Below are 21848 nucleotides of genomic sequence, written 5' to 3'. Positions count from 1 at the left end.
CCGTCGATGTCGAGTACATGAGCCATACCGGCCGGACCGGACACGGTGGCTCCCGGCGCCTCTGCACGTCCTTCGCCCTGGTGGTGCGGAACGATCACTGCACTTGATTGGGCGATGTCGGGTGATTGCCTGACAGGTGAGGGATGGGTCCGGTAGATCTGTGCAGGTGAATGCGCCCACGCCCAGCGAGCCCACCCCCGAGGACGGCGATCCCGCCTCCTTCGCTGAGACCGCGAAGAACTGGTGCCGGAAGCACTGGAAGACGACGCTCGGCGTCGTCGGCGTCGTGGGCCTGGCCGCTGTGCTCGCCAGCCTCGACGGAGAGGAGGACGAGACCGAGGACAGTGAGGTCTTCGAATCGTTCTCCGAGCCCGTAGCCGGGGACCAGAAACGCCAATCCCCTTGCAAGCACGAGGTATCCGGGTATCAGAGGACGACCAAATACGGGACTCAGACTGTTCAGTCTTATTCCCGGGGTGGCTCCACGCCGGCCTGAAGCGGACTGCGCTCCCGCCCGGTCCTAAGGGCATGTGCATTAAGAACGAGGAAAGCCCCCGCCAGTCGGCATCAGCGATGCTGACGCCTAGCGGGGGCCTTACATCCGAGCGTTACTAGATCAGGGCAGCAAACGGGTTGTCAGTCTGAACGGCCACAGGCGCAGCCGGGGCAGGGATGCGAACCGTGACCCGCTTCGGCGTGGCCCTGACCGCGGCAGCCACCCTAGGCGAGGCAGGACGCTGCGTCCCGCTCTCCGAGCTGGCCGGCCCATGCTTTTCCCCGAACGAGTAGAACGTGACCGGGCGGCCCTGCTTCCCGTTGCGGGCGTGGATCATCACGATGCCTGGGATGGCTTCCACAGCAGCCTTGGACACTCGCAGGAACGGCAGCAGATCACTGGAAGACGCCTTGCCTCCCAGGCTGGCAATGCGCTCCCGAACCTTCTCCTCAAGCGTCCTCACGGGCGCCTTGGCGGCAGTCGCCTGCCCACGGGTGAGCACCAGGACGTCACGCACGGAACGGCGCACCAATGAAAACGCAGCCAAGAGGATGTCTTCCGTGATCACCTCGGTCATGTCGGCTGCTGCGAGGCAGGCCGCAACTCTGAGCGTCTGCTCTGCCGTGCGCTGGATCATCGCAGCCTCAACCTCAGGCAGGGACTCACTGAGAATGGACCCGTAACGGCGGATCACGAAATAGAGGTCTTCGGCCCAAGCGTCCATCACCATCACGCGACGCTTGGCCGTGGCCCACGCGTAAGCCTCAGAGAACGGGTCGACGTGAGGTAGGGCCGACCGCTTCCGGATCAGGTGTGCACTGCCCAGGATCACAGGCAGGATGCGGTTGTACGAGCCGCCCGCAGCCTCATCAGCACTGACGTACTTGTTCCAGTCAGACGGGGTGCAGTGTGTGTGCATGACCATGCGCGGGTCACGGACCTCCTGAGGGCCCTCCTTGGTCGTATTCCGCAACACGGAACCGTCCCAGGCCAACCGAAGCTTGCCCGTGAAAGACGGGTCACGCTTCACGCGCCGAAGCGTCTCCTGCCATTCCTCCTCCTCCACGAACATGCGCACATCGGTGCCGTGCTCAGTCTCGGAAGAGGTCTCCTGGGCCTCGAAGAGAGCGTTCACCAGGGACGCCCCCGAGGTGAGGCCAGAGGCAGTGTGTGTGCCCAGGAACCGACCGATGCCGGGCCCAGCTATGTGCTTGGCTGCCCGCAGCGCAGTGCCCTTACCGCGGCCCGTCTTGGCCACCAGGGCGGACCACACCAGGGGCGCACGGCCCTCCACCGTGACCGTGCCACTGATGGCAGCAGACCACAGGCTGAGCGCCGCCAGGTAGATGCCGACCGGGTCAGTCTCGACCTTGGGAGCAACGGCCTTCACGGCCTGCCCAATGGGGCCGTACATCTGAACGTCACTCACGCTGCGTCCTCCATATCCATTCGCTGTACCTGCATCCATCGGCCGGCCTGCTTGGCCTCTGCCTTGTAGTGGTTCGCATTAGGCAGTGCCAGAGGCAGAATCTCTGAGCCATCGGCCGGGATGATCACGGCCTTCACCCGGGCCGACCGGGGCCCGAACGGGACCTCACGGCTCACGTGGTGAAGCGTCTCCCGGTCGGTCGACACGATGCCCTGGTAGTCACGGCCGTTCGTGCCGGTCCACCTCACCCACGAACCAGCGGTGAATGCCTTACGGCTGGGCTTGGTGGGAAAGCTGCCTCGGGCCGACCGCCATACGGTCGTGTCCTTGGGCGTTGGGTGCTTGCGAGCGACCCTCTTGGGAGCGGGGGCCGCCGCTACCGCGGCCCCGTTCTCAGACTCCCTCAGGCCGCATCCGCTTTTCCCGCTGCGTCCGCCTTGTAAGCCTCACGGATCTTGGCACTGATCCGGCCCTTGGATGCACAGTGCACACCGTTGGCCTTGGCCCACGCACGGATCGCTTCCGGGCTACCGGCCTCGGGCTCAGTGCTGCGAACGGCGTAGACCTTGGCCACAGCAGGCACAGCGTGAGGGAACGTCAGCACACCGGCCGAGACAGCGGCCCTGAATGCGCCAGGCTGCTCATTCGTGTCCAGGCACGGGAGCGCCTTCTCACTGGCGTCCAGCAGCTTGCCAACGGCGTTGGCTCCGTTGGTGCCGACGATGATGCCTACGGTGTCGCCCTGCGCCTTGTGCACCGTCTTGTAGCCCAGGTTGGTCAAGGCCGCCCGGTAGTCAGTCACGCTGTAGTCATCAGGCAGGCCAGCCACAACCACACTGCCCTTGCGCTCCGCTTCAGCCACAGGCGCAGCCTCGGCGGGCTGCTCAGCAACGGCCTCGGGCTCAGCCTCGGTCACGCCCTGGTGCTCGTCCACCTCAGGCACGGAAACAGACTCGGCAGCAGCCTCGGACACAGTGCCTTCACCCATGCCCAGGGTGTCTATGAGGTAGCGACCGAACGTGACGCTGTGGACAAGGCACAGGTCCCATGCACGGTCAGAGGCGCCCTCAGCAGAGGTGACCAGGGACAGAACCTCGGTCGCCTCCACCTCCACGCCCTTACGCACGCAGGCATCGCAGAACGTCTTCTCGACCTCAATCACAACCGTCTTGCGCATTTGCCTGCTTCCTTTGCCTTGAGAGTCGACTCATATCGGCTCGTCGCCTGACGTCTTCCTACGTCTCTATTCTCTCATCCATTCAAAGAAAACCTATCCCGAGACGGTCACGCTAAGATTTCGAAGCGATAACAGAAAATGGAGTGAATTTGAATTGCATTCACAATGCATACGGGGGTAATACCTAATTCGAAAGAGAAAGGACCCACCGGGGGTGCCGTCTTGTCATGGTGTACGGGTTTGTATTATTTGGCGTCTTTCTCGGAATGCACAAAAAAGGGGCCGCTGGAGCTGTCGATGCGGCTCTGACCTGCGTGTTTGTCGTGATGGAACGGGTCTGAGGAGTGACCTGAGTCTCATCTTCGACAGTTCCTGTCCCGGAATCTGAATATTGACACCGAGGGTTCTCGGCGTCCGATGAGGCAGTCGTGAAACAAAGTAAAAGGTGTCCACCTTGGTGCGCCAGCAATGGCGCAGTTCGAATCCAAGTGAGCATCACGGCCAGGTAACAGACTGGACAATGCCAGGGTATATATGTACCTTGAAATTAGGTACAAGAGTGCCTCAGAAGCGAGCGCAATGGAGAGGAGAGAGACCATGACCAAGGCCGAGAAAGACGCCTTCCTAGAGGGCGTCACCGTGGCTGTGTACCAGGGCGGTATGGACCGGGACTGTGCGGCCTGGTTCATGAAAAAGGTTCTCCGCTACAGCCTCCCCCTGGCGTACCGGACCATCGATGACGCCATGGTGCCGATGGTCCTGGAGGACGCGGACGAGCTGATACAGCAGGCAACAGGCAGGAACGTGAATGAGATCTGACACCAAGACGGAGGCCGGCCCGCTCAAGTCGGACGGCAAGGCGTGGCAACGCCAGACAGCAGAGCAGCCCTACGAACCAGGGATGTTCTGGAAGATGCACAAGCACGGAGGAGTGCACCCCGTGGTCTCGCAGTCGACCCTTCCGAAGGAGTGGCGAGTACACACCTTCATCTGCGACCAGATGAACAACGTGGGGCATGTCCACCTGGAGGCCGGGGAGCTGGAAGCAGTCTTCCCAGACATCTCCAGAGCGAGCCTCTTCCGGACCCTCAAGACCCTCAGGGAGACAGGGATGCTGGCCCCGGACTCCACGACCACCTTCCTCGCGGTACCCACGGAGATAGCCTCACAGGGCCTCAAGAGGAGACAGAAGTGCTCCCGTGACTGCCACGGTCACTTCTGGTCGAACAGCCTCGGGGGTTGGGTCGACCCGGGGGACATGGACCGTACGGGCATCGGCAACGCCGACTGGGCGGCAGGAGTTCGGGAACGAGCCGAACGGCACAAGCAGTCTCAGAACTGAGACTGCACATACCTCCTGACCTGGGAAGATTAGAAGCTCCCTCTCTAAATAGAGGGAGCCGCCTTTAAGGGGCGGCTTTCTGTACCTGGGCCGACCTGGTGGAGGACCAGCAGAACAACTAAACAAGATCACTAGTAGGCGCCCCCTGAAGGCGCCTTTTGTATGTCGTCAGTAGGCCAGGGCCTCTCAAGCCCTGGCTAGCTGTGTAGTTAGTCCTTGGTCTGCTTCAGGGCAGCCCAGGCAAGAGAGTTGAGTGCCTTTCGTGCGCCGGCCGCCACACCGCGAGAGGCCACAGAAGGCGCTCAGAGCGCCGTGAGCGCCTTTGATGACTCAAGGGCGCCCAGGCTCCAGAAGTAAGCTTCCGGGCCCGCAGAAGGCCGTACGGGGCCTCTTGCTTCCCTGCGGGCTCCTGCCTCGCCTTGGCCTCTGTGACCTCCGTCTCAATCTCCGGTGGAGGTGTCCCAGATCCCACAGATGGACACCGACATTATCTATGAAGAGAGTTTTTTTAGAACTCCTCTTTGTTGAGCTGTTAGTTAGTCAAGAGTTGCCCCCTCGCTCACGAGGGGGCTTTCTCATTTGGTCTTTGACCATCACACCTACACCACCTAACTGGGAGGGGACTCCGATGACTTATGACCCGGATCGGTTTCGAGAGGCACGGCGAGCCCGGGGCTGGTCTCAGGTCCGCCTCGCTCAGGAGGCCGGACTGAGTGCGAGCACCATCGAGAAGTACGAGCAGGGCCGCCGAACCCCGTCGGCGGAGAATTTCGAACGCATGGCCAAGGCTCTTGGCCTCACTGAGGAGGCCAGCTGATGGCAGCTGTAACGAACTGGCAGGGTTTCGAGCGCGACAAGAAGGCGGAGCGGCTGATGGACCTTCATGCCCCGTATTGGGAGGCAGCGACGGCCCGCGATATTGAGCGAGCCGCGGAGGCTCCTTCCCCTGTCCAGGAGAACGCAATGTACGCCCAAGACATCGGCCTCGGTCGGCAGGGTGCTCCCGGTGCCAATCAGCTCTCCCGGGCCGATCTCCGGAACATGTCCCACCAGGAAATCATGCAGGCCCGTAAGGACGGGCTCCTTGACGGTCTTATGAAGGGTCTCTGATATGAAGCTGACTGATGAACGACTCGAATTCATTCGGGGCAATTTCGAGCCCTCCAGTGATTTTGCGAAGCTGCTGAAGCAGTACGACGAGGCGCAGGAATCCCGGGATGCGTTCGTGAAGGCCAACAAGGACTGTCACGCTCTTCGGTGGACTGAGAACGGCCCTGAGCAGATCACGCCTCAGGTGATCGTGGATGCCAAGGTGAAGAAGCATGAGAAAGACAAGACTGATGTTGCGGCGGGTAAGCCTCTGGGTGATCACTCGAAGCTGGTGAGGGACGCTGAGGCCAAGGTCGCCAAGTATCGGCAGACTCTCAAGCTGCACGACGAGCTGATCGCTGACGCTCGTAAGGCGATCGAGGACGCCTGGCCGGCCGAGCTTCCCCAGTGGGCGGAGAAGGCTATTCCCGCTGCCGATGCTGCCAAGGAGAAGTACCTCAAGGCCCAGGCTGCCCTGCGGGCCGCGGACGCGGAGCTGGGGAAGGCAGTGAAGGCCGCTCTGTTCGCGGTGACGCGAGGCTCTGAGACGGCTCAGGGTGCCTTTGTTGGCTCGGCGAACCAGGGCCGTACGCACCTGCACCCTGCGCAGGCGTGGCAGACCAGCGGGGGAGTGCTGACCGAGGAGTCCATTCAAGCCCTCCAGATCGCCACGATGGTGGATCGGAAGATTCGGCAGGTTCCTACGTTCGACGCCAAGGCGATGCAGCTCCATGGTTGGGATCGGCTCGAATACCTCCGGTCTCAGATCCTTGAGCTGATCCCTGCCGCCCATCTCCGGGTGAAGAACGAGGTTTTCCAGAGCTTTCTGGACGAGGATATTGAGCTTGGTCGAGTCACTGTCTCGCAGGAGATCAGGACGGCCAACGGAGAGTCGAAGATGACTCAGCGACCCTATTCCGACTGGCCCGCCGAGGCTAAGGAAGCTCTGGAAAATTTCGACTTCTCGGATTGGGTGAACATCTGATTCCCCAAAACCGATAGACCGCCCGCTACCTCACGGGATGGATAGAGGGGCCCTGGCTAAGCCGCCAGGGCCCCTCGCTCATTTGGAGTGAAAACAATGCTGAATCCCTGCTGGTCGTACGAATGCACCGCCTCTGGGGTGATTACTGCCCCTCGTTCTGTGGCTCGGTACTGTCCCGAGCACTGGCTAGAGCTTTTCGGGCGTCCCTCTCACAAGGACGCACGGCCCGAATCAAAGTCTTGCGAGGACTGCGGGGAAGAGTCGCCGATCGGTTCCTTCCCTCGCAATATCGCCCAGCCTGACGGCTTTTCTGTTCGCTGTCACCCGTGCTCCTCGGCCTGGCATAAGCGCCGTGCCTTGGAGCAAGAGATGGGGGTCCGGTGATGGAAGAGGAGTGGAAGCCTGTTCCTGGCTTTGATGGTTGGTACGACGTCAGCTCTCTTGGCCGCGTCCGTTCTTGGAAAGCTCGCGGCCGGCCTGACCGTGCCACAGAGTCAACGATCCTTCGGGACCAGCCGCACAAAAAGGGCCTGCGTTACGTGTCGCTCCGGAGAGACGGGAAGTACCTGCGTCAGCTCGTGCATCGTCTCGTGATGCTTGCCTTTGTGGGGGAGCCGTCCGAGGCTGAGGCCCTTGTGCTCCACCTCAACAAAAACAACAACGATAACCGGCTGGTGAACCTCGAATACGTGTCTCCAGAGGTGATGTCTGCGTTTCATCTGGATGGCCAAGTCCGCGGTGAGGATCATCCGAACGCCAAGCTGACTGAGGGCATCGTTCGGTTCTGTCGACGCGTTTATGTGCCTGGTGATCATCGGACGGGCGCATCTGCTCTGGCCGAGGACTTCGGAGTGACACCAGCCGCGATGCATCTGGCATTGACCGGTAAGACGTGGCAACACGTCGAGTAGATCGGGAGAGGAAATATGGCGGCTGGAGGATCTAACCGTCTCATGGGTCCGAACGAGATGGCGGAGTACCTGGCAATATCCAAGAAGACGTTGTATGCGCAGTATCGGACCTGGGGCATCCCCCATGTTCGTGTCGGCCGCCATCTGAGATTCCGTGTTCGGGATGTTGAGCACTGGTTGGAGCAACACGAGAACCAGTAGTGAAAGCCCATTGTGCGGTTTGGTCTTTGTGGTGTAGGAATTTGGTTCAGTCGAAGGAACACCCTCCGGTGTTCGTTAGGGCAGAGGAGAACAACGCGCGTGGCGAGCATCTTCCAGAGGTGCAAGACCGATCAGCAGAGCAGAGATTTCCCGTGCGAGAAGACGCGGTGCGGTCACTCCTGGACTGTCTCATATCGAGAGCCCGGAGGTAGGCAGGGAAGGAAGCGGGAACGCTCATTCAAGCTCAAGCGTGAGGCTGAGATATTCGCGGCCCAGACGGAAAGTGACAAGAACCAGGGCGTATACGTCGACCCGGACCGCGGGAAGATTCCCGTCCGTGTCTGGGCTGAGGAATGGCTCTCTCGCCACATCGTTCATGAATCCACGCGCCGGAACTACCAGGGCTTCATCACGAACCATCTGGTGCCGAACCTTGGGCGGAAGACGATAGCCGGTCTAACTACCGCAGATGTCAAGACGCTTCAGGCCGAGATGGTGAGGGGTGGCCTTGCTGCTGCCACGGTCAACGACCGCATGAACGTCCTGCGCGGGATGATGTCGGCGGCCGTGAAAGAACGACGCATCCCGTTCAACCCTTGTGATGACGTGCCCCAGCTCAAGACAGGGACGCTCGCAGTAGACCAGGACGAGATCCCGACCCTGGCTGAGGTGAACGCTCTGGCAGATGCGATCTCACCTCAGTACCGGCTCACCGTGTGGTTGATGGCCGGTGCCGGCCTCCGGATTAGTGAGGCCCTGGGCTTCTCGAAAGACTGTCAGCGTGACGGTTTCCTGCGGCTGCGTCGCCAGGTCAGCGCCAAGGCCAACCGCGGCGACTGCGTGACCCGGCTGGTGCCTCTGAAGCACCGCACCGCCGAGGAGTACCGGGACATACCCACGGCCCCCTTCCTGGACGAGGAGATCAATGCTCACCTGGAGCGGTGGGGCACGGTCGAGGTAGACGGCCTGGAAGTGCTCTTCTCGCCCCGTGAGCGGGGCAAGGGCACGATGCCAACGGCATCGACCTACGGCTACCACTTCAAGAAAGCCTGCATTGCGGCTGGCCTGGTGGATGGGCGGGGCGAGGCACGGTTCACCCCGCACTCACTGAGGCACTTCTTCGCCTCAACGGCTCTGGCAAACGGCGTCAGCCTCCTGGAGGTCTCCCGGTGGCTCGGGCACAGGTCGATCAACGTCTCGGCGGATACGTACGGTCACATCGTCGCTGAGGCTTGGGACCGGTGTCGGGACGTAATCCAGGGTGCGCTTCGTCCTGATTCGCCGGTTTCCCTGACTGTAGCGGCCTGAGCGGCATCTCTCCGGACGGTGGTGACTTGGTGGTGACTTGGCGGCCTGAGAGAGGGCGGAACCCTTGGGATTACTGGGCTGCATGGCCCTCGTTGAAAGTTCCGCTTCAACGTGTGAGTGGATGAGATAACACCACGTCGCTGACGTGGCAAACATGCAGGTCAGAAGGGGTCGACTCTATCGAGGGTCGGCCCCGTCGTCCATCCCGTGCTGGATTTCCTGACGCCCAGTCACCCTCGCTCAGCCCTGCCGGTGGGATCGCTGTCACCTGATCGGTTGTGTGCTCTCCTGCCCTCCGGCGTCGCCGGCGGCGTACTGCCCAACTGACCGCAGCTGTCAAGCCAGCAGTGATCAGGGTTGCGGGTAGCTGAGTGAGCAGGCCCTCGATTAGCAGTGGTTGCAGAGCCATTTCGCGTCCTCTCGCTCGATCTTGACTCATCGAGAGTGACCCGTTGTGAGTGCGGTTTTGATAGTTCTGGACAGTGTTGGACAACATCAGACGTCACTGGACGGGATCAGACGCGTGTTACGTGGAGTGGGCGAGGTTCGCGCCGGAGGGGGAGGCTGTGGCAAGGCTGAGGGCGCCGGAGTTGCCGGATGGGCCCATGCGAGGGCTGAGCGAAGAGCTGCATACGCTGCATCGGAAGGCTGGGTTTCCGTCAACGCGTGAATTGGCCCGCAGGACGAACGGGATCGGTAGTCACGGGCGCGTGCATGACCTGTTCTCAAAGCCGGTGCCTCCCGCCTGGGGTTTCCTCGCGCTGATCGTTCTTATCCTTGCTCAGGATATTGCTGGCTTGGAAGCTGAGCCTGAAGTGGCTCGGTTCCACATGCTTTGGGATGAAGCGGCAATAGGAGGGCAGGAGGATGCTCCCAGCGATAGTGCTGAATGCGCTGGGACGGCTGACGCTACAGGTGGAACACCCGTTGACTGGGGCGACGATGTAACTAGTGCGTTTGCAGATCACGACGACGCTGTAAGGCAGGCGGCTTCGGCTCACACCACTCAGCCGATCAACTCTTCCAGGAGGCCGTGGGGGCCGCCCCATGCGGATTCCCTGGGCGCTAGAAGGAATCTAGGACGCTGCCTGTACTTTCTGTATGTCGATGCTGGCACGCCAACGTTCGCCGAGGCTGTCGTTGTCATGGGCCTCAAGCTGAACACGCGTGAGACGCTTCGCAAGAACTTTATGCAGCCTGAAAAGTTCTCCCTCGGCATGCTGCATAAGTTTGTCAGAGCACTTTCGGAGATGGCTCCCTATCAGGATCCCGAGCACATGGTTCCTGTCATCACGTCGCTTTGGAACAGTGCTCAGTGGGAACGGAGTAGCGAGATGGAGTAATCCCCACCTGTGCAGAAGACTCCCTGTAAGAGGCCTGCCCGTGCCGGACCTGTGCTGGATGTTCAGACGCTGGATCAGTCGGGATCAGGTGTCGTAAACGGTGGAGCGATGCCCGACGTGGACGACCCACACCACGACCTCTCCGTTGTCGATCGTGTAGACGACCCGGTAGTCGCCGACTCGCAGGCGACGGCGTTCTGGCTGTGACACGAGCGCGGTGGTGTTGAAGCCGAGGGGGTCGCTCTCCAGTTCGGTCAGTTTGGCCAGGATGCGCAGGGCCATGTCGCGAGGGATCTTCCGGAGCTCGGCCTGTGCCTCAGGGTGGAAGACCGTTCGGTACTCACTCACTGCGCGCCAGCGTCTCCCTCATGATGTCCTCGATCGGGATTCCGGCCGCCGGGCTCGCCATGCGCTCGTCGATGATTCGGTTGATCTCGCGCTCTTCCCATTCCTGGTACTTCCGCAGTACCTCGATGGACACCACGGCCGCTACCTCCTTGCCTCGGCGCGTGATCACCGTGGGCACGTCGTCGCGGTCGGCCCTCTCCACGACCTCGGCCAGGTGCGCCCGGACATCGCGGATGGACTCTATGGGTAGTGGCTGCGTCATGCGCCCAAGGGTACCGAGTGTCGCATGTGTACACAACGGCCGCCGGTTGCTCGGGCGTGCTGGATGAACCGCCACCGTGCTGGATGCGTGCTGGATGGGACCTTCGAAATCGACGTTTCCGCAGGTCGGAGCGCTGTGCTCCACGTTCCGCTTCAACGTGTGACCGTGTGAATTGGCACCACGTCCCATGCCGGCCGGCAATGCAGGTCAGAAGGGTCCACCTCCTCGCGAGGCGGACCCTTCCTTTTTTCCCGTGCTGGGATGGTGCTGGACTACACGTCCTGGCTCAAGAACGACCGCAAGATGCTCGCCCGGATCAACAAGCTCATCGAGGATGTCAAGCCGGATCCCTTCACGGGGATCGGCAAGCCCGAGCCGCTGAAGTACCACCTGCCGGGGGTGTGGCCGCGGCGGATCGACGACGAGCACCGCCTCGTCCACCTGGTGACGGACAAGGAGATCATCATCCTCGCGGCCCGGTATCACTACTGACGGACGGGCCGCCCGAGGGCCGGTGTCCCAAGTGAACGACCCAGATCACCAGTTCCCCGTTGGCGATCGTGCAGACGACGCGGTAGTCGCCGACCCGTAGCCGGCGGCGGTGGAGTCGGTCGGCCTGTGACCCTTGGGTCAGGAGTGGCCCGACGTCGGGCCGACCGGGTGTGACCGTGAGCGTCAGAGGTCGAGCCCCGAGGCCGGGGATCAGGCCCGTGCCATTCCCGTCTTCACCCCGGCGCCGCACAGCGGCACCACCGCCTCGCGCCGGCCGAGCGCGCCCTCACGGACCGCGGCCCAGCAGGCCACCCCCGTCGACTCCACGTACAGCCCGCGCCCCGCGAGATCCGTCTGCGCGTGACGGATCTGGTCCTCCGTCACGGTCAGGAAGGCGCCCCCGGAGGCGCGTACCGCGCTCAGGATCGCTCGGGCCCGCGGTGGGTGCGGGATCGCGATGCCCTCGGCGAACGTGGGCTCCACGGGGGTCGCGTCGAGAAGGTCGTCGGCACCCTCGGACCAGGCACGGGCCAGCGGCGCGACCGCGGCGGCCTGGACGGCGTACAGGGCGGGCCTCTTGTCGATCAGTCCCGCCGCGTGCAGTTCGGCCACGGCGAGGGCGGCGCCGAGGAGCAGCGTGCCGTTGCCGACCGGCAGCACGAGGACGTCCGGCAGACGTCCGCCGAGGTCCTCCCAGAGCTCGTGGACGTACGTCTTCGTGCCGTGCAGGAAGTACGGGTTGAAGACGTGCGAGGCGTAGAACACGCCGTCCTCGTCGGCCGCCTCGCGTGCCGCGCGTGCCGTCGCCTCGCGGTCGCCCTCGACCACCCGTGGCCGGGCCCCGTGCGCCTCGATCTGCTCCAGCTTCTTCGCGGAGGTGCCCTCGGGGACGTAGACGGTGCAGGGCAGTCCGGCCCGCGCGCAGTACGCGGCGACCGCGGTGCCCGCGTTGCCGCTGCTGTCCGCGATCACCTGCCGGGGTCCGAGCCGCAGCGCCAGTTCGGCCAGCAGTACGGCCCCGCGGTCCTTGAACGACAGCGTCGGCATGAGGAAGTCGAGCTTGGCGAGGACGCCCTCGCGCAGGGGGACCAGCGGAGTGCGGCCCTCGCCGAGACTGACGGTGGGAGCGGCCAGCGGCAGGCACTCCGCGTACCGCCACAGCGAGTTCACCCGGCCGGTGAGGGAGGCGAGGGGGGCCGGCGTCGGCGCGAAGTCCAGATCGAGCGGGCCGCGGCAGACCGGGCAGCACCAGGTGAGCGAGCCGGCGGGCACACGCGTGCCGTCCCTCGGGCAGAAGCAGTCCGGCGGTGCAGTCATACGTGGAGGTTAGACGCGTCGCCGGGGGACGGGCCGCTCCGAGCTTTCCGGAGCGTCCGCCGGCCCGGTCGTCGCCCGGACGGCCTCTGTTGGGACCCCGCCCGTGCCGCCCTTACGATGCGCGCAGCCGTTCGGGATTCGTACGTGCGTTCCGTCATGAATGGATGAGGAGCAAGGCAAACCGTGGCCATACCCCCGCCGCCCGGCCCCCAGCAGCCCGAGGGGCAGTACCCGCCTCCGGGGACGCCGCCGTATCCGCACGCTCCGTATCCCCAGGGACCCGGCCCGCAGGGCCCCTACCAGCAGGGGCCGTACCAGCAGTCCCCGTACGCCGGCCCGTACCAGCCCTGGGAGCAGGGCTACTCACCGTACAACCGGCCCGTCGCCTTCAACGGGCTCGCGATCGCGGCGCTGGTTCTCGGCATCCTCTGCTTCCTGCCCGGCGTCGGGCTGGTGCTGGGGATCGTGGCGCTCGTCCAGATCAAGAAGCGCGGCGAGCGCGGCAAGGGCATGGCCGTGGCCGGAATGGTGCTGTCGTCGATCGGGATCGCGCTGCTCGCGCTCATGGTGGCCACCGGGGGCGCGCGCGACTTCTGGGACGGTTTCAAGGAGGGGGCGCACAGCAGCGGCAGCACGTTCGCCCTGCACAAGGGCGAGTGCTTCGACGCGCCGAACGGCACCCTGGAGGGCGTCGCGTACGACGTCGACGTCGTGCCGTGCGCGGGGAAGCACGACGCCGAGGTGTTCGCCGAGGCCACCGCGCACGACGGCTCCTATCCCGGCGACTCCGCGGTCTCCGCCGAGGCCGGGGACATGTGCTACTCGCTCACGGACACGTACGCGATGGACGGCTGGGCCGTCCCGGACGACGTCGACGTCTACTACTTCACGCCGACCCGGCAGAGCTGGGGCATGGGCGACCGCGAGATCACCTGCATGTTCGGGAACACCGACGAGCACGGCACGCTGAAGGGTTCGCTGCGCAAGGACTCCACGATGCTCGACGCGGACCAGCTCGCGTATCTGGAGGCGGCGCGGATCCTCAACAGGGCGATGGACTCGGCCCCCGAGGCGCAGTACGTCGAGGACGACCTGCCGGGCCACAAGAAGTGGGCGACCAGGGTGTCGGGGGCTCTCGAGAAGCAGACCGGCCTGCTCCGCGGCCACACGTTCTCCCCTGCCGCCGGCAAGCGGGTCGCGGCTCTGGCCAAGGATCTCGACGGGGCCCGGAAGGAATGGGCGAAGGCCGCTCAGGCGGCGGACGCGGACACCTTCTACGCCCACTACGACAAGGCCATGAAACTCATGGACCCCCACAAGACGGTCACCACCCGCAAGGCTCTGGGGCTCGCCACCACCCCTCCGAAGCTCGACCAGGGCGGGAGCGCCGGTAGCGGCGGCGAAGACGGCTCCGGAATCGAGGTGTGACGGCAGCCACAGTGGGGAGAAAACGCCTGCGTAATGCCCTCAAGGGGCACACGTCATCACATCGAGTGATTCTCTGGCCTTCGCTTGCATGGCACAACCCACGGTTGCCACGCTGTTGCTGTCTGTACAACCTGATGGGAGCGGCCAAGTGACATTCGGTGAGCAGCCGGCGTACCTGCGCGTCGCAGGTGATCTCCGCAAGAAGATCGTCGACGGGTCGCTGCCACCGCACACCCGGCTCCCCTCGCAGGCCAGAATCCGCGAGGAGTACGGAGTCTCGGACACGGTCGCCCTGGAGGCGCGCAAGGTGCTGATGGCCGAGGGCCTGGTCGAGGGCCGCTCCGGTTCGGGCACCTACGTCCGCGAGCGGCCGGTGCCGCGCCGCGTGGCCCGTACGGGATATCGGCAGGACAGCGGTGCCACCCCCTTCCGCCAGGAGCAGGCCGACCTGGCCGTGCGGGGCACATGGGAGTCCCACAGCAGGCAGGTCGAGGCGAGCGGCGCGATCGCCGAGCGGCTCGCCATCCAGCCCGGCGACCGCGTGATGTGCACGAACTACCTCTACCGCGACGGCGGCGAGGCGATGATGCTCTCCACGTCCTGGGAACCCCTCGCCGTGACCGGGCGTACGCCGGTGATGCTCCCGGAGGAGGGTCCGCTCGGCGGCATGGGTGTCGTCGAGCGCATGGCGGCCATCGACGTGATCGTGGACAACGTCACCGAGGAGGTGGGCGCGCGTCCCGGCCTCGCGGAGGAACTCCTGGCGCTGGGCGGTGTGCCCGGTCATGTGGTCGTCGTCATCCAGCGAACTTTCTACGCCTCGGGCCGTCCGGTGGAGACGGCGGACGTGGTGGTCCCGGCGGACCGCTACCGCATCGCCTATCACCTGCCGGTGAAGTGACCGCTCGTCACCTTCGCGGGGCATGTCGTCCGGCATGCCCCGCGGCATCTCGTGCGGCACCTCGTACGGCCTTTCGTGCGGCACCTCGTACGGCCCGGCGGGCCCGCGTGTCGGCCCGGCCGCCGACGTCCTGACGAGGCCGCTTGCGGGCCCGGTTGGAATCTGGCCTTTCTCGCGTGGCGGGCCGGGGGCGGCTTCGCGCTGCCCGGGGGCGTGCGGGAGTCGTGAGCGGCGCGTTCGATGGCGCGCGCCCCCTGGGTCCGCGTTCCTTACTGGCCGGTTGCGTATCTCTTTGTGTAAACCCGTGTTCGCTGCGTGAAGGTAAGGCGTACGCTCGGGCATATGCGGATTGCGGTTTCGGTGGAATGCGGGGTTCGGCGGGGGCCCGGGGCGGGAAGTGGAGGGGCTCTATGAACGACAGCATGATCACGCTTCCCTGGCTCGTCATACGGCAGGACGACAACGGCAATCGCTACCGCGTCGGCAGGTACGCGACCCGCGCCGAGGCCCAGAAGATCGCGGACAGCCTCGACCACCGCGGGCACAAACAGCTCTACTGGGTCGAGCGGATCGCGGCGAACGGAACCCGGTGAGCCGGCCGGAGCCTGGGCCCCTTCCGCTCCCGTAGGCTCCGGCGCATGACGGAACGGATCGTGGTGGTCGCGGGCGCCGTGGTGCGCGACGGGCGCCTGCTCGCGGCCCGCCGCAGCGCGCCGCCCGACCTCGCGGGGCGCTGGGAGCTGCCGGGTGGCAAGGTCGAGCCCGGCGAGACCCCCGAGCGCGCCCTCGTGCGCGAGTTGCGCGAGGAACTCGGCGTCGACACGCGCGCGCTGGAGCGCGTCCCCGGCGAGTGGCCGCTGAAGCCGGGATACGTCCTCGTGGTGTGGGCCGCCCGGCTGCTGCCCGGCTCGGCCGAACCGGAGCCCCTCCAGGACCACGACGAACTGCGCTGGCTGACGCCCGAGGAGATCTGGGACGTGGACTGGCTCGACCAGGACGTGCCGGCGGTCAAGGGCGCACTGCCGTGGCTCGATCCGGGTGTGTGACGATCCGGCTGCCCCCTCGCGCGCTGTTCGCGCCATAGTGTGCCCCGGGGTGCGGTAAAGCTTCCCCGATACCGGGTATGTCCCCATTAACCACCCGAAACCGGGCATGGGTGGGTTTCTGGTCTGGGAAGTGATCGGCTTGATCGACACTGACGGCTACCGCGCCGAGTGGACCTTTCCCGCGGAGCCCGGTGCGGTTGGCACCGCCCGCGCCGTCGTCCGGGGACAGCTGCGTGACTGGGATCTCGACTCCCTCGGCGACATCACCGCACTGCTGGTCAGCGAACTGGTGACCAACTCCCTCCGGCACGCGACCGGTCCGATCGGCGTCCGCCTCGTACGTCCCGAGGACCTGCCGGGCGCACTGCGCGTCGAGGTCTCGGACCCGCTGCCGGACCCGCCCCGGGAACGGGCCGCCGACACCTCCGACGAGAGCGGGCGCGGACTCCAGCTCCTGGCCGGCTCGTGCAGACGCTGGGGCACCTGGCCCGCGGACACCGGCAAGACGGTCTGGTTCGAGCTGTCCGTTCCGGAGTGAGGGGCGGAGGCCGGGGGGACCGCGCGCCGCGCGGCCGGATCACGCTTCGGACCGGAGTCCCCTTGTTTGGTTCGACCGGGCGCCACCTGGTTAGAAGACTGGGAGTATGTCGCGGCCGGTCCAAAAACCATCGGGACCGTGCTGTGATCGTGAACACCGTGTCGTGCGGCCCCGTAGTGCTGGATACTGCGGGCAGCCGCCCCCGGTGACCGGTGCCGGACGCGGTGAGCTGGAGGGGACGGTTCGCGTGAGCGAGATACCAGCGAAGGCCACGGAGTCCGAGGACCCGTCGGACGGCGCGAGGTCCGATGCGGCGGGCGGATTCGCGCGCGGGGTTCCCGGCGACGCCGTGGACACCACGGGTGGGACGGTGGACGGCGCGGCGGCGGATGCGGCCGGCGACGAGACCGCGGAGGCGCCGGGCGACGAGACCGGCGAGGCGCCGGGCGACGCGATGTGGCAGAGCAGTCCGCCCGGTTCGATCTACGACTACATCAAGGCCGCCTCCTTCTCCATCGGCGCGGACGGGCTCGTCGACCAGTGGAGTCTGCGGGCCGAGCAGCTCTTCGGCATCCCGGCGGAGCGGGCCGTCGGCATGGACCCCATCGAGGCGTTCGTCGCCGCCGACCGGCGCGAGTTCGGCCAGCGGAAGATGGCGGAGATCCTGGACGGCCGCGAGTGGACCGGTCTTGTGCCGTTCCGCACGCCCGGCTCCGAGGGCGCCGGCGAGGGCGCAGAGGACTCCGGCGGCAGGGAGGGCCTCGCCGAGGTCTATGTGATGCCGACGACCACCGAGCACGGCGAGCGGGCCGCCGTGTGCATCGTGGTGGACGTCCGCACGCTGCGCACCATCGAGACGGACCTCGCCGCCTCGCAGGCGATTTTCGGTCAATCTCCGTTCGGCTTCCTGCTGATCGACACGGATCTCCAGGTGCGGCGCGCCAACCAGCGGTTCGCCTCGATCTTCGGCGGCAGCGTCGACGACCACCGCGGCAAGGGCGTCCACGACTATCTCCCGCGCGCGGAGGCCGAGCGGGTCACGGCGGTCCTGCGCCGGGTCCTGGAGACCGGCGACTCCATCACGGACATGCACGTCACCGGGCAGGTCCCCGGTTCCGACGAGCGCCGCCACTGGTCCATCAACCTCTACCGGGTGCACAGCGGAAGCGGCCGTCCCATCGGTATCGCCTGGCTCGGAACCGACATCACCTCCCGCCGCGCCGCCGCCCGTGAAGCGGCCGCCGCCCGGCGCAATCTCGCCCTGCTGAACGAGGCCGGCGCCCGCATCGGCAACTCCCTCGACCTGGAGGTCACCGCACGCGAACTCCTGGACGTCGTGGTCCCCGGCTTCTGCGATCTCGCGACGGTCGACCTGTACCAGGGGCTGGTGGCCGGCGACGAGACCCCGCCCGGCCTCGCGGACGGCAGTGCCGAACTCCGCAGGGTGGCCTTCGCCAGCGCCGTCTCCGACGCGCCCTTCGCCGGTGGCCCGGCACCCGTCGCCGTCGGTGCGGTGCACCACTACCCGTTCAACTCGCCCTGCGCGGACGCCCTGCGCACCGCGCGGCCGCGGCACATCCCCGCCGACGACGGCGGCCTCATACAGTCCACACTCGCTGTGCCGATGGTCGCCCACGACACGGTCGTGGGACTCGCCCAGTTCTCCCGTACGAAGGGCAGCGAGCCGTTCGGGGAACGCGACCGGGCCCTGGCCGTCGAGCTGGCCGCCCGCGCGGCCGTCTGTATCGACAACGCGCGCCTGTACCGCCGTGAGCACGAACGCGCCCTCATCCTCCAGCGGTCCCTGCTGCCCCCGGGCGACCCGGAGGCCTCCGGTCTCGACATCGCGTGCCGCTATCTGCCGGGCAACGCGGCGACGGAGGTCGGCGGCGACTGGTTCGACGTCATCGAACTCCCCGGTCACCGCACGGCTCTCGTGGTGGGCGACGTGATGGGCCGCGGGCTGCGCGCCGCCGTGGCGATGGGCGAACTGCGCACCGCGGTACGCACCTTGGCCCTGCTCGACCTCGAACCCGCCGAGGTCCTCTCGGCGCTGGACGAGATCGCGCGCGGCCTCGGCACCCCCGGAGGGGTCCAGCAGGCCACCCGCTCGGCCCGCCAGCCCCGCGACGCCGACCTCTCCGAGGTGTACCTCGCGACCTGCGTCTACGCCGTCTACGACTCCGTGACCCGCCGGTGCACCTTCGCCAACGCCGGTCATCTGCCGCCCGTGCTGGTCGAGCCCGGCGAGAGCGCGCTGATGCTCGACGTGCCGCCCGGCATGCCGCTCGGGGTGGGCGGCGAGCCCTTCGAGGAGGTGGAGGTCGAACTGCCCGAGGGCGCGCTCCTGGCGCTCTACACGGACGGCCTGGTCGAATCGCGCGACCACCCCCTCGACGAGGGCCTACAGGCGTTCGTCGGCGCCCTCACGGACCCCTCCAGGCCGCTGGAGGACGTCTGCGACCACGTCCTGAACACCCTCGACACCCACCACGGCGAGGACGACATCGCCCTGCTCATGGCGCGGGTCCAGGGACTGCCCGCCGACTCGGTCGGCGACTGGACCCTGCCGCGCGAGCCGCGCAGTGTGGGGCGGGCCCGCGAGTACGCGCGTACGCAGCTGGTCGCCTGGGACCTGGAGCCGCTCGTCGACACGACGGAGCTGCTGGTCAGCGAGCTGGTCACCAACGCGCTGCGCTACGGCGAGGGCGAGATCCGGCTGCGGCTGCTCCTCGACCGCACCCTCGTCTGCGAGGTCTGGGACGCCGGACTCGTCCAGCCGCGCCGCCGCCGCGCCCGCGACACCGACGAGGGCGGCCGGGGCCTTCAGCTCGTCGGCCTCCTCTCCGCCGGCTGGGGCTCCCGCCGGACCCCGCGCGGCAAGACCGTGTGGTTCGAACTCCCCCTGCCGGACGGAGGCACGAGCCTCACCGACCCGGCGGAAGCACTGCTGAGCCTGTTCTGAGGGCGCACGCGGGCCGTCGTCGGCTCAGGTGAAGAACGCGCCCCGGCGGCCCCGCGTGCGGGGGCCGCCGTAGCTCATGGGGCCGCCCTCGCCGTCGCTCAGGAGGATCCCGCCGAGCACGGCGCCGCCCGCTCCGGCGCCACCGCGCCCGCCCGAGGGGTTGCCGTACGCCCGTACGTCCCGTTCGGCGAGCCGGCGCGCCTCCCGGGCGAGTCCGTCGGCCCGCAGCACGGCGGAGAGGGGGACAGGCCCCGGTCCGAGCAGCCGCCGCGCCTCCGCCAGCCGGGTCCGCGCCTCGCTGCCGACGGCCCCGCGGTGCGTGCCGATGAAGCACGCGGCCCCGGCGAGCGCGCTGTGGGCGGGCAGAAGCGTGTTCCCCCGCCCTTCGGGGACGTCGGCGCCCCCCGCCCCGGCCGGAGCCGCCGCCGCCTCCGTCACCCGGCGCAGCGCGTCCAGCGGATCGTGCGGCCCGGCCGCCGTCTCGTGACGCACCGCCGAGAGTAGCGACTCCGCGTGCCCCAGCGGCCCGACGAGCCCGGCACGGACGTCCGGGGGGAGTGCCATGGCCGCGTCCCGCGCCGCCTCCGCCGCCGCGATCGCCGCGGGCAGCCCGGCCGCCGCCGAGGCCAGTTCGTCGGCGAGCCGGTCCACGCCGTCCACCAGGTCGAAGGCCTGCGCCAACGCCCCTTCCGCCGCCCGCAGATGGGCCGCGGCCTTCGCTCCGTCGCCCCGGTCCGCGTACTGCCGCGCCTGGTTGAGATGGGAGGTCGTGAACAGGAGCCGGTCCTTGGCCTGTTCGGCGTCCCCGGCGACCGGGAGCGAGGCGGCGGGGGCGTACCGCTGATGAAGACCGGCGATCGTGGCCTCGGCGGCGCGGGTGCGCGCGGCGGCCTCACGGAAGCGGGTCTCCGCGGACTCCAGCGCGGCCGCCGCGTTCCGTTCCAGCGCCCGGATCTGGTCGAACCCCGGAGCCGCCGCGTCCAGCCGCTGCCCGGCGTCCTGGCACCGGGCGACGATCTCCTCCAGGACGTCCCTGCGGTCGTCCTCGTCCCCGGCCGGGTCCGGACCGGCACCGGCCGCCTCCGCCTCGTCGAGGCTCTGCCGCAGCCGGAAGGCGGCGGCGAGTCCGGCCTCCGCGTGCCTCAGGTCGTACACGTACGGTTCGACCGCGTCGCCCGCCGACCGGTCCGCGGCGAGGGCGAGCTCCTCGGCGCCGACCCGTACGCAGTCGTCGGTCTCGACGAGCAACCGCCGTGTCTGCCGGTCGAGTTCGGGCAGAGGGGTGAGCCCGGGGTCGCCGCCGGGTGTCGTCCGGGTCGTCGCCCGCCGTCTGCGCCGCCCGTACCCGTACGCGGCGACCGCGCCCGCGGCGCCGGCCGCGACCAGGGGCGGCACGAGGTCGCCGGTCGACGTCGCGTCCTGCGCGGTCGCGGTCGCGGCCGCGGGAGCGCCGGCCCGCGTGTTCCGCGACGCGGCCGCCGGGGCGTCGGCTCCCGCCCGCGCCAGCGGCAGCAGCAGCCAGCCCATCGCGACCAGCCCCCCGAGCACGGCATGCGCCACCCGCACGGCTATCTGCGACGGGACCCGGCGCGACCGGCTTCGGCTCAGGGGCGACGTCACATTTGGGAGCGTATGGCCGTTCGAGCGCCTCCGCGACCGGTATACGAGGACTTGGGGTCACTCGGGGTACGGGAGATACGGGGGTGCAGGGGAGGGGCTCGAGGGATCCGCTCCCGAGCTCTCCGGCGCACGGAGACCCACGGAGACCTACGGAACGGCGTACCGCGGACGACGCCTCGCGAGGGGTGACCGCCGCGGCTCCGCATGTCATGATCGGCCCGCGTGCTCCTTTCGGCACGCGGGGGAACGGGGGCTCGATGCACTGGTATCTGGTGGGGATCGCCGCAGTGTTCGTCGCCGCGCACGCCGGATTCGGGATCGCGGCCGTCACCGTCTACTGGGTTCCTCCGTGGCTCCGCCGCCGGGTCGTGCGCCCGAAGCTGTACGGGTGGGGCGCGCTGGCGGGGGCCGTGGGCCTGGGTCTGATCATGTTCCCGGGTCCGTTCCACGGACGCGACGCCGACCTGACACCCACCGCCATGACCGGAATCCCCTTCTTCGTCGTGGGCATGGTGCTCCAGGGGATGTCGCAGCATCCCGGCAGGCGCGGCGCGCTCCCGGCGGACACCGGGACCGGATGACGGCAGGGCGCGCGAGGCTGGGGATGGCAGGCGCGTGAGGCCGGATGACGCCGGGGTGCGCGAGGTCGG

The 21848-nt window shown here is 67.1% G+C and carries 24 protein-coding genes and 1 pseudogene; 18 read left to right on the top strand and 7 right to left on the bottom strand.

Annotated elements, in window-relative coordinates; genetic code table 11:
• Window positions 1-160: 160 nt before the first annotated feature.
• Window positions 161-496, top strand: a complete 336-nt coding sequence (locus tag ABZV42_RS26605; protein WP_356053861.1) for a hypothetical protein — start codon at window positions 161-163, stop codon at window positions 494-496.
• Between the two features lie 115 nt (window positions 497-611).
• On the opposite strand, the gene ABZV42_RS26600 is transcribed toward ABZV42_RS26605, so the two are convergent.
• Together ABZV42_RS26600 and ABZV42_RS26595 are read right to left on the bottom strand one after the other, a co-directional pair.
• A complete protein-coding gene (locus ABZV42_RS26600; protein ID WP_356053859.1) occupies window positions 612-1925 on the bottom strand; it encodes a hypothetical protein in 1314 nt (437 codons plus the stop codon).
• Between the two features lie 403 nt (window positions 1926-2328).
• Window positions 2329-3102 (bottom strand): histone-like nucleoid-structuring protein Lsr2, encoded by a 774-nt coding sequence (locus ABZV42_RS26595; RefSeq protein WP_356053857.1) that lies wholly within the window; start codon window positions 3100-3102, stop codon window positions 2329-2331.
• Window positions 3103-3699: 597 nt separating this feature from the next.
• On the opposite strand from ABZV42_RS26595, the gene ABZV42_RS26590 reads away from it, so the two are divergent.
• From ABZV42_RS26590 to ABZV42_RS26550, 9 genes are all read left to right on the top strand, one after another.
• Entirely contained in the window at window positions 3700-3921 is a 222-nt protein-coding gene (locus ABZV42_RS26590) for a hypothetical protein (RefSeq protein WP_356053855.1), read from the top strand.
• Window positions 3911-4444 (top strand): hypothetical protein, encoded by a 534-nt coding sequence (locus ABZV42_RS26585; protein ID WP_356053853.1) that lies wholly within the window; start codon window positions 3911-3913, stop codon window positions 4442-4444. Before ABZV42_RS26590 ends, ABZV42_RS26585 begins: the two co-directional genes overlap by 11 nt.
• A gap of 325 nt (window positions 4445-4769) precedes the next feature.
• Complete coding sequence (locus tag ABZV42_RS26580) at window positions 4770-5261, top strand: helix-turn-helix transcriptional regulator (protein WP_356053851.1); 492 nt, start codon at window positions 4770-4772, stop codon at window positions 5259-5261.
• A complete protein-coding gene (locus ABZV42_RS26575; protein WP_356053849.1) occupies window positions 5261-5554 on the top strand; it encodes a hypothetical protein in 294 nt (97 codons plus the stop codon). The genes ABZV42_RS26580 and ABZV42_RS26575 overlap by 1 nt, the downstream gene beginning before the upstream one ends.
• A 1-nt stretch (window position 5555) precedes the next feature.
• Window positions 5556-6518, top strand: coding sequence for a hypothetical protein (locus ABZV42_RS26570; protein WP_356053847.1), 963 nt, complete (start codon window positions 5556-5558; stop codon window positions 6516-6518).
• Window positions 6519-6901: 383 nt separating this feature from the next.
• Window positions 6902-7429, top strand: a complete 528-nt coding sequence (locus ABZV42_RS26565) for an NUMOD4 domain-containing protein (protein ID WP_356053934.1) — start codon at window positions 6902-6904, stop codon at window positions 7427-7429.
• Window positions 7430-7444: 15 nt separating this feature from the next.
• The gene (locus tag ABZV42_RS26560) at window positions 7445-7630 is read left to right on the top strand and encodes a helix-turn-helix domain-containing protein (RefSeq protein WP_356053844.1); all 186 of its coding nucleotides are present in this window, start codon (window positions 7445-7447) and stop codon (window positions 7628-7630) included.
• A 99-nt stretch (window positions 7631-7729) separates the two neighbouring features.
• Complete coding sequence (locus tag ABZV42_RS26555; RefSeq protein ID WP_356053842.1) at window positions 7730-8938, top strand: tyrosine-type recombinase/integrase; 1209 nt, start codon at window positions 7730-7732, stop codon at window positions 8936-8938.
• A gap of 710 nt (window positions 8939-9648) precedes the next feature.
• Window positions 9649-10281, top strand: coding sequence for a hypothetical protein (locus ABZV42_RS26550; protein WP_356053839.1), 633 nt, complete (start codon window positions 9649-9651; stop codon window positions 10279-10281).
• Window positions 10282-10365: 84 nt separating this feature from the next.
• Here the strand turns inward: ABZV42_RS26550 and ABZV42_RS26545 are convergent, their stop codons facing one another.
• Both ABZV42_RS26545 and ABZV42_RS26540 read right to left on the bottom strand, forming a co-directional pair.
• On the bottom strand, window positions 10366-10629 hold the full coding sequence (locus ABZV42_RS26545) for a type II toxin-antitoxin system RelE/ParE family toxin (protein ID WP_355985744.1): 264 nt from the start codon (window positions 10627-10629) through the stop codon (window positions 10366-10368).
• Window positions 10622-10891: a type II toxin-antitoxin system Phd/YefM family antitoxin gene (locus tag ABZV42_RS26540; RefSeq protein WP_355985746.1), complete on the bottom strand. Its 270-nt coding sequence runs from the start codon at window positions 10889-10891 to the stop codon at window positions 10622-10624. The genes ABZV42_RS26545 and ABZV42_RS26540 overlap by 8 nt, the downstream gene beginning before the upstream one ends.
• Before the next feature lie 261 nt (window positions 10892-11152).
• Here ABZV42_RS26540 and ABZV42_RS26535 point away from each other — a divergent pair, with 261 nt between their 5' ends.
• Complete coding sequence (locus ABZV42_RS26535; protein WP_356053837.1) at window positions 11153-11383, top strand: Txe/YoeB family addiction module toxin; 231 nt, start codon at window positions 11153-11155, stop codon at window positions 11381-11383.
• Here ABZV42_RS26535 and ABZV42_RS26530 read toward each other — a convergent pair.
• Both ABZV42_RS26530 and ABZV42_RS26525 read right to left on the bottom strand, forming a co-directional pair.
• A pseudogene (locus tag ABZV42_RS26530) lies at window positions 11355-11540 on the bottom strand (type II toxin-antitoxin system RelE/ParE family toxin); the annotation flags it as partial. The gene ABZV42_RS26535 and the pseudogene ABZV42_RS26530 overlap by 29 nt on opposite strands.
• Before the next feature lie 53 nt (window positions 11541-11593).
• Window positions 11594-12700: a threonine synthase gene (locus ABZV42_RS26525; RefSeq protein WP_356053835.1), complete on the bottom strand. Its 1107-nt coding sequence runs from the start codon at window positions 12698-12700 to the stop codon at window positions 11594-11596.
• A gap of 183 nt (window positions 12701-12883) precedes the next feature.
• Here ABZV42_RS26525 and ABZV42_RS26520 point away from each other — a divergent pair, with 183 nt between their 5' ends.
• From ABZV42_RS26520 to ABZV42_RS26495, 6 genes are all read left to right on the top strand, one after another.
• Complete coding sequence (locus ABZV42_RS26520) at window positions 12884-14128, top strand: DUF4190 domain-containing protein (RefSeq protein WP_356053833.1); 1245 nt, start codon at window positions 12884-12886, stop codon at window positions 14126-14128.
• Between the two features lie 148 nt (window positions 14129-14276).
• Window positions 14277-15029: a GntR family transcriptional regulator gene (locus ABZV42_RS26515; RefSeq protein WP_355985755.1), complete on the top strand. Its 753-nt coding sequence runs from the start codon at window positions 14277-14279 to the stop codon at window positions 15027-15029.
• 410 nt (window positions 15030-15439) lie between these two features.
• Complete coding sequence (locus tag ABZV42_RS26510; RefSeq protein ID WP_355985757.1) at window positions 15440-15622, top strand: SPOR domain-containing protein; 183 nt, start codon at window positions 15440-15442, stop codon at window positions 15620-15622.
• A 45-nt stretch (window positions 15623-15667) separates the two neighbouring features.
• Window positions 15668-16075: a (deoxy)nucleoside triphosphate pyrophosphohydrolase gene (locus tag ABZV42_RS26505; protein WP_355985759.1), complete on the top strand. Its 408-nt coding sequence runs from the start codon at window positions 15668-15670 to the stop codon at window positions 16073-16075.
• A 106-nt stretch (window positions 16076-16181) separates the two neighbouring features.
• On the top strand, window positions 16182-16613 hold the full coding sequence (locus ABZV42_RS26500) for an ATP-binding protein (protein ID WP_355985761.1): 432 nt from the start codon (window positions 16182-16184) through the stop codon (window positions 16611-16613).
• Between the two features lie 247 nt (window positions 16614-16860).
• Window positions 16861-19578 (top strand): SpoIIE family protein phosphatase, encoded by a 2718-nt coding sequence (locus ABZV42_RS26495; protein WP_356053831.1) that lies wholly within the window; start codon window positions 16861-16863, stop codon window positions 19576-19578.
• Between the two features lie 24 nt (window positions 19579-19602).
• Here ABZV42_RS26495 and ABZV42_RS26490 read toward each other — a convergent pair whose 3' ends face one another.
• Window positions 19603-21198 (bottom strand): hypothetical protein, encoded by a 1596-nt coding sequence (locus ABZV42_RS26490; protein ID WP_356053829.1) that lies wholly within the window; start codon window positions 21196-21198, stop codon window positions 19603-19605.
• 257 nt (window positions 21199-21455) lie between these two features.
• Here ABZV42_RS26490 and ABZV42_RS26485 point away from each other — a divergent pair, with 257 nt between their 5' ends.
• A complete protein-coding gene (locus ABZV42_RS26485) occupies window positions 21456-21779 on the top strand; it encodes a hypothetical protein (RefSeq protein ID WP_355985767.1) in 324 nt (107 codons plus the stop codon).
• The last annotated feature ends 69 nt before the right edge of the window (window positions 21780-21848 follow it).

The organism is Streptomyces sp. NPDC005281, assembly GCF_040607495.1.
Lineage (GTDB): Bacteria > Actinomycetota > Actinomycetes > Streptomycetales > Streptomycetaceae > Streptomyces.
Note: the sequence above shows the minus strand (reverse complement) of the source record. Positions and strands in the feature narration are given on the sequence as shown.

What these genes read in the sequence shown, in the direction of transcription:
- ABZV42_RS26485 (WP_355985767.1), top strand. Translation starts at nt 21,456, where the DNA reads ATGCACTGGTATCTGGTGGGGATCGCCGCAGTGTTCGTCGCCGCGCAC.
- ABZV42_RS26540 (WP_355985746.1), bottom strand. Translation starts at nt 10,891, where the DNA reads ATGACGCAGCCACTACCCATAGAGTCCATCCGCGATGTCCGGGCGCAC.
- ABZV42_RS26580 (WP_356053851.1), top strand. Translation starts at nt 4,770, where the DNA reads ATGACTCAAGGGCGCCCAGGCTCCAGAAGTAAGCTTCCGGGCCCGCAG.
- ABZV42_RS26575 (WP_356053849.1), top strand. Translation starts at nt 5,261, where the DNA reads ATGGCAGCTGTAACGAACTGGCAGGGTTTCGAGCGCGACAAGAAGGCG.
- ABZV42_RS26505 (WP_355985759.1), top strand. Translation starts at nt 15,668, where the DNA reads ATGACGGAACGGATCGTGGTGGTCGCGGGCGCCGTGGTGCGCGACGGG.
- ABZV42_RS26565 (WP_356053934.1), top strand. Translation starts at nt 6,902, where the DNA reads ATGGAAGAGGAGTGGAAGCCTGTTCCTGGCTTTGATGGTTGGTACGAC.
- ABZV42_RS26590 (WP_356053855.1), top strand. Translation starts at nt 3,700, where the DNA reads ATGACCAAGGCCGAGAAAGACGCCTTCCTAGAGGGCGTCACCGTGGCT.
- ABZV42_RS26510 (WP_355985757.1), top strand. Translation starts at nt 15,440, where the DNA reads ATGAACGACAGCATGATCACGCTTCCCTGGCTCGTCATACGGCAGGAC.
- ABZV42_RS26595 (WP_356053857.1), bottom strand. Translation starts at nt 3,102, where the DNA reads ATGCGCAAGACGGTTGTGATTGAGGTCGAGAAGACGTTCTGCGATGCC.
- ABZV42_RS26560 (WP_356053844.1), top strand. Translation starts at nt 7,445, where the DNA reads ATGGCGGCTGGAGGATCTAACCGTCTCATGGGTCCGAACGAGATGGCG.
- ABZV42_RS26585 (WP_356053853.1), top strand. Translation starts at nt 3,911, where the DNA reads ATGAGATCTGACACCAAGACGGAGGCCGGCCCGCTCAAGTCGGACGGC.
- ABZV42_RS26525 (WP_356053835.1), bottom strand. Translation starts at nt 12,700, where the DNA reads ATGACTGCACCGCCGGACTGCTTCTGCCCGAGGGACGGCACGCGTGTG.
- ABZV42_RS26500 (WP_355985761.1), top strand. Translation starts at nt 16,182, where the DNA reads ATGGGTGGGTTTCTGGTCTGGGAAGTGATCGGCTTGATCGACACTGAC.
- ABZV42_RS26570 (WP_356053847.1), top strand. Translation starts at nt 5,556, where the DNA reads ATGAAGCTGACTGATGAACGACTCGAATTCATTCGGGGCAATTTCGAG.
- ABZV42_RS26535 (WP_356053837.1), top strand. Translation starts at nt 11,153, where the DNA reads ATGGTGCTGGACTACACGTCCTGGCTCAAGAACGACCGCAAGATGCTC.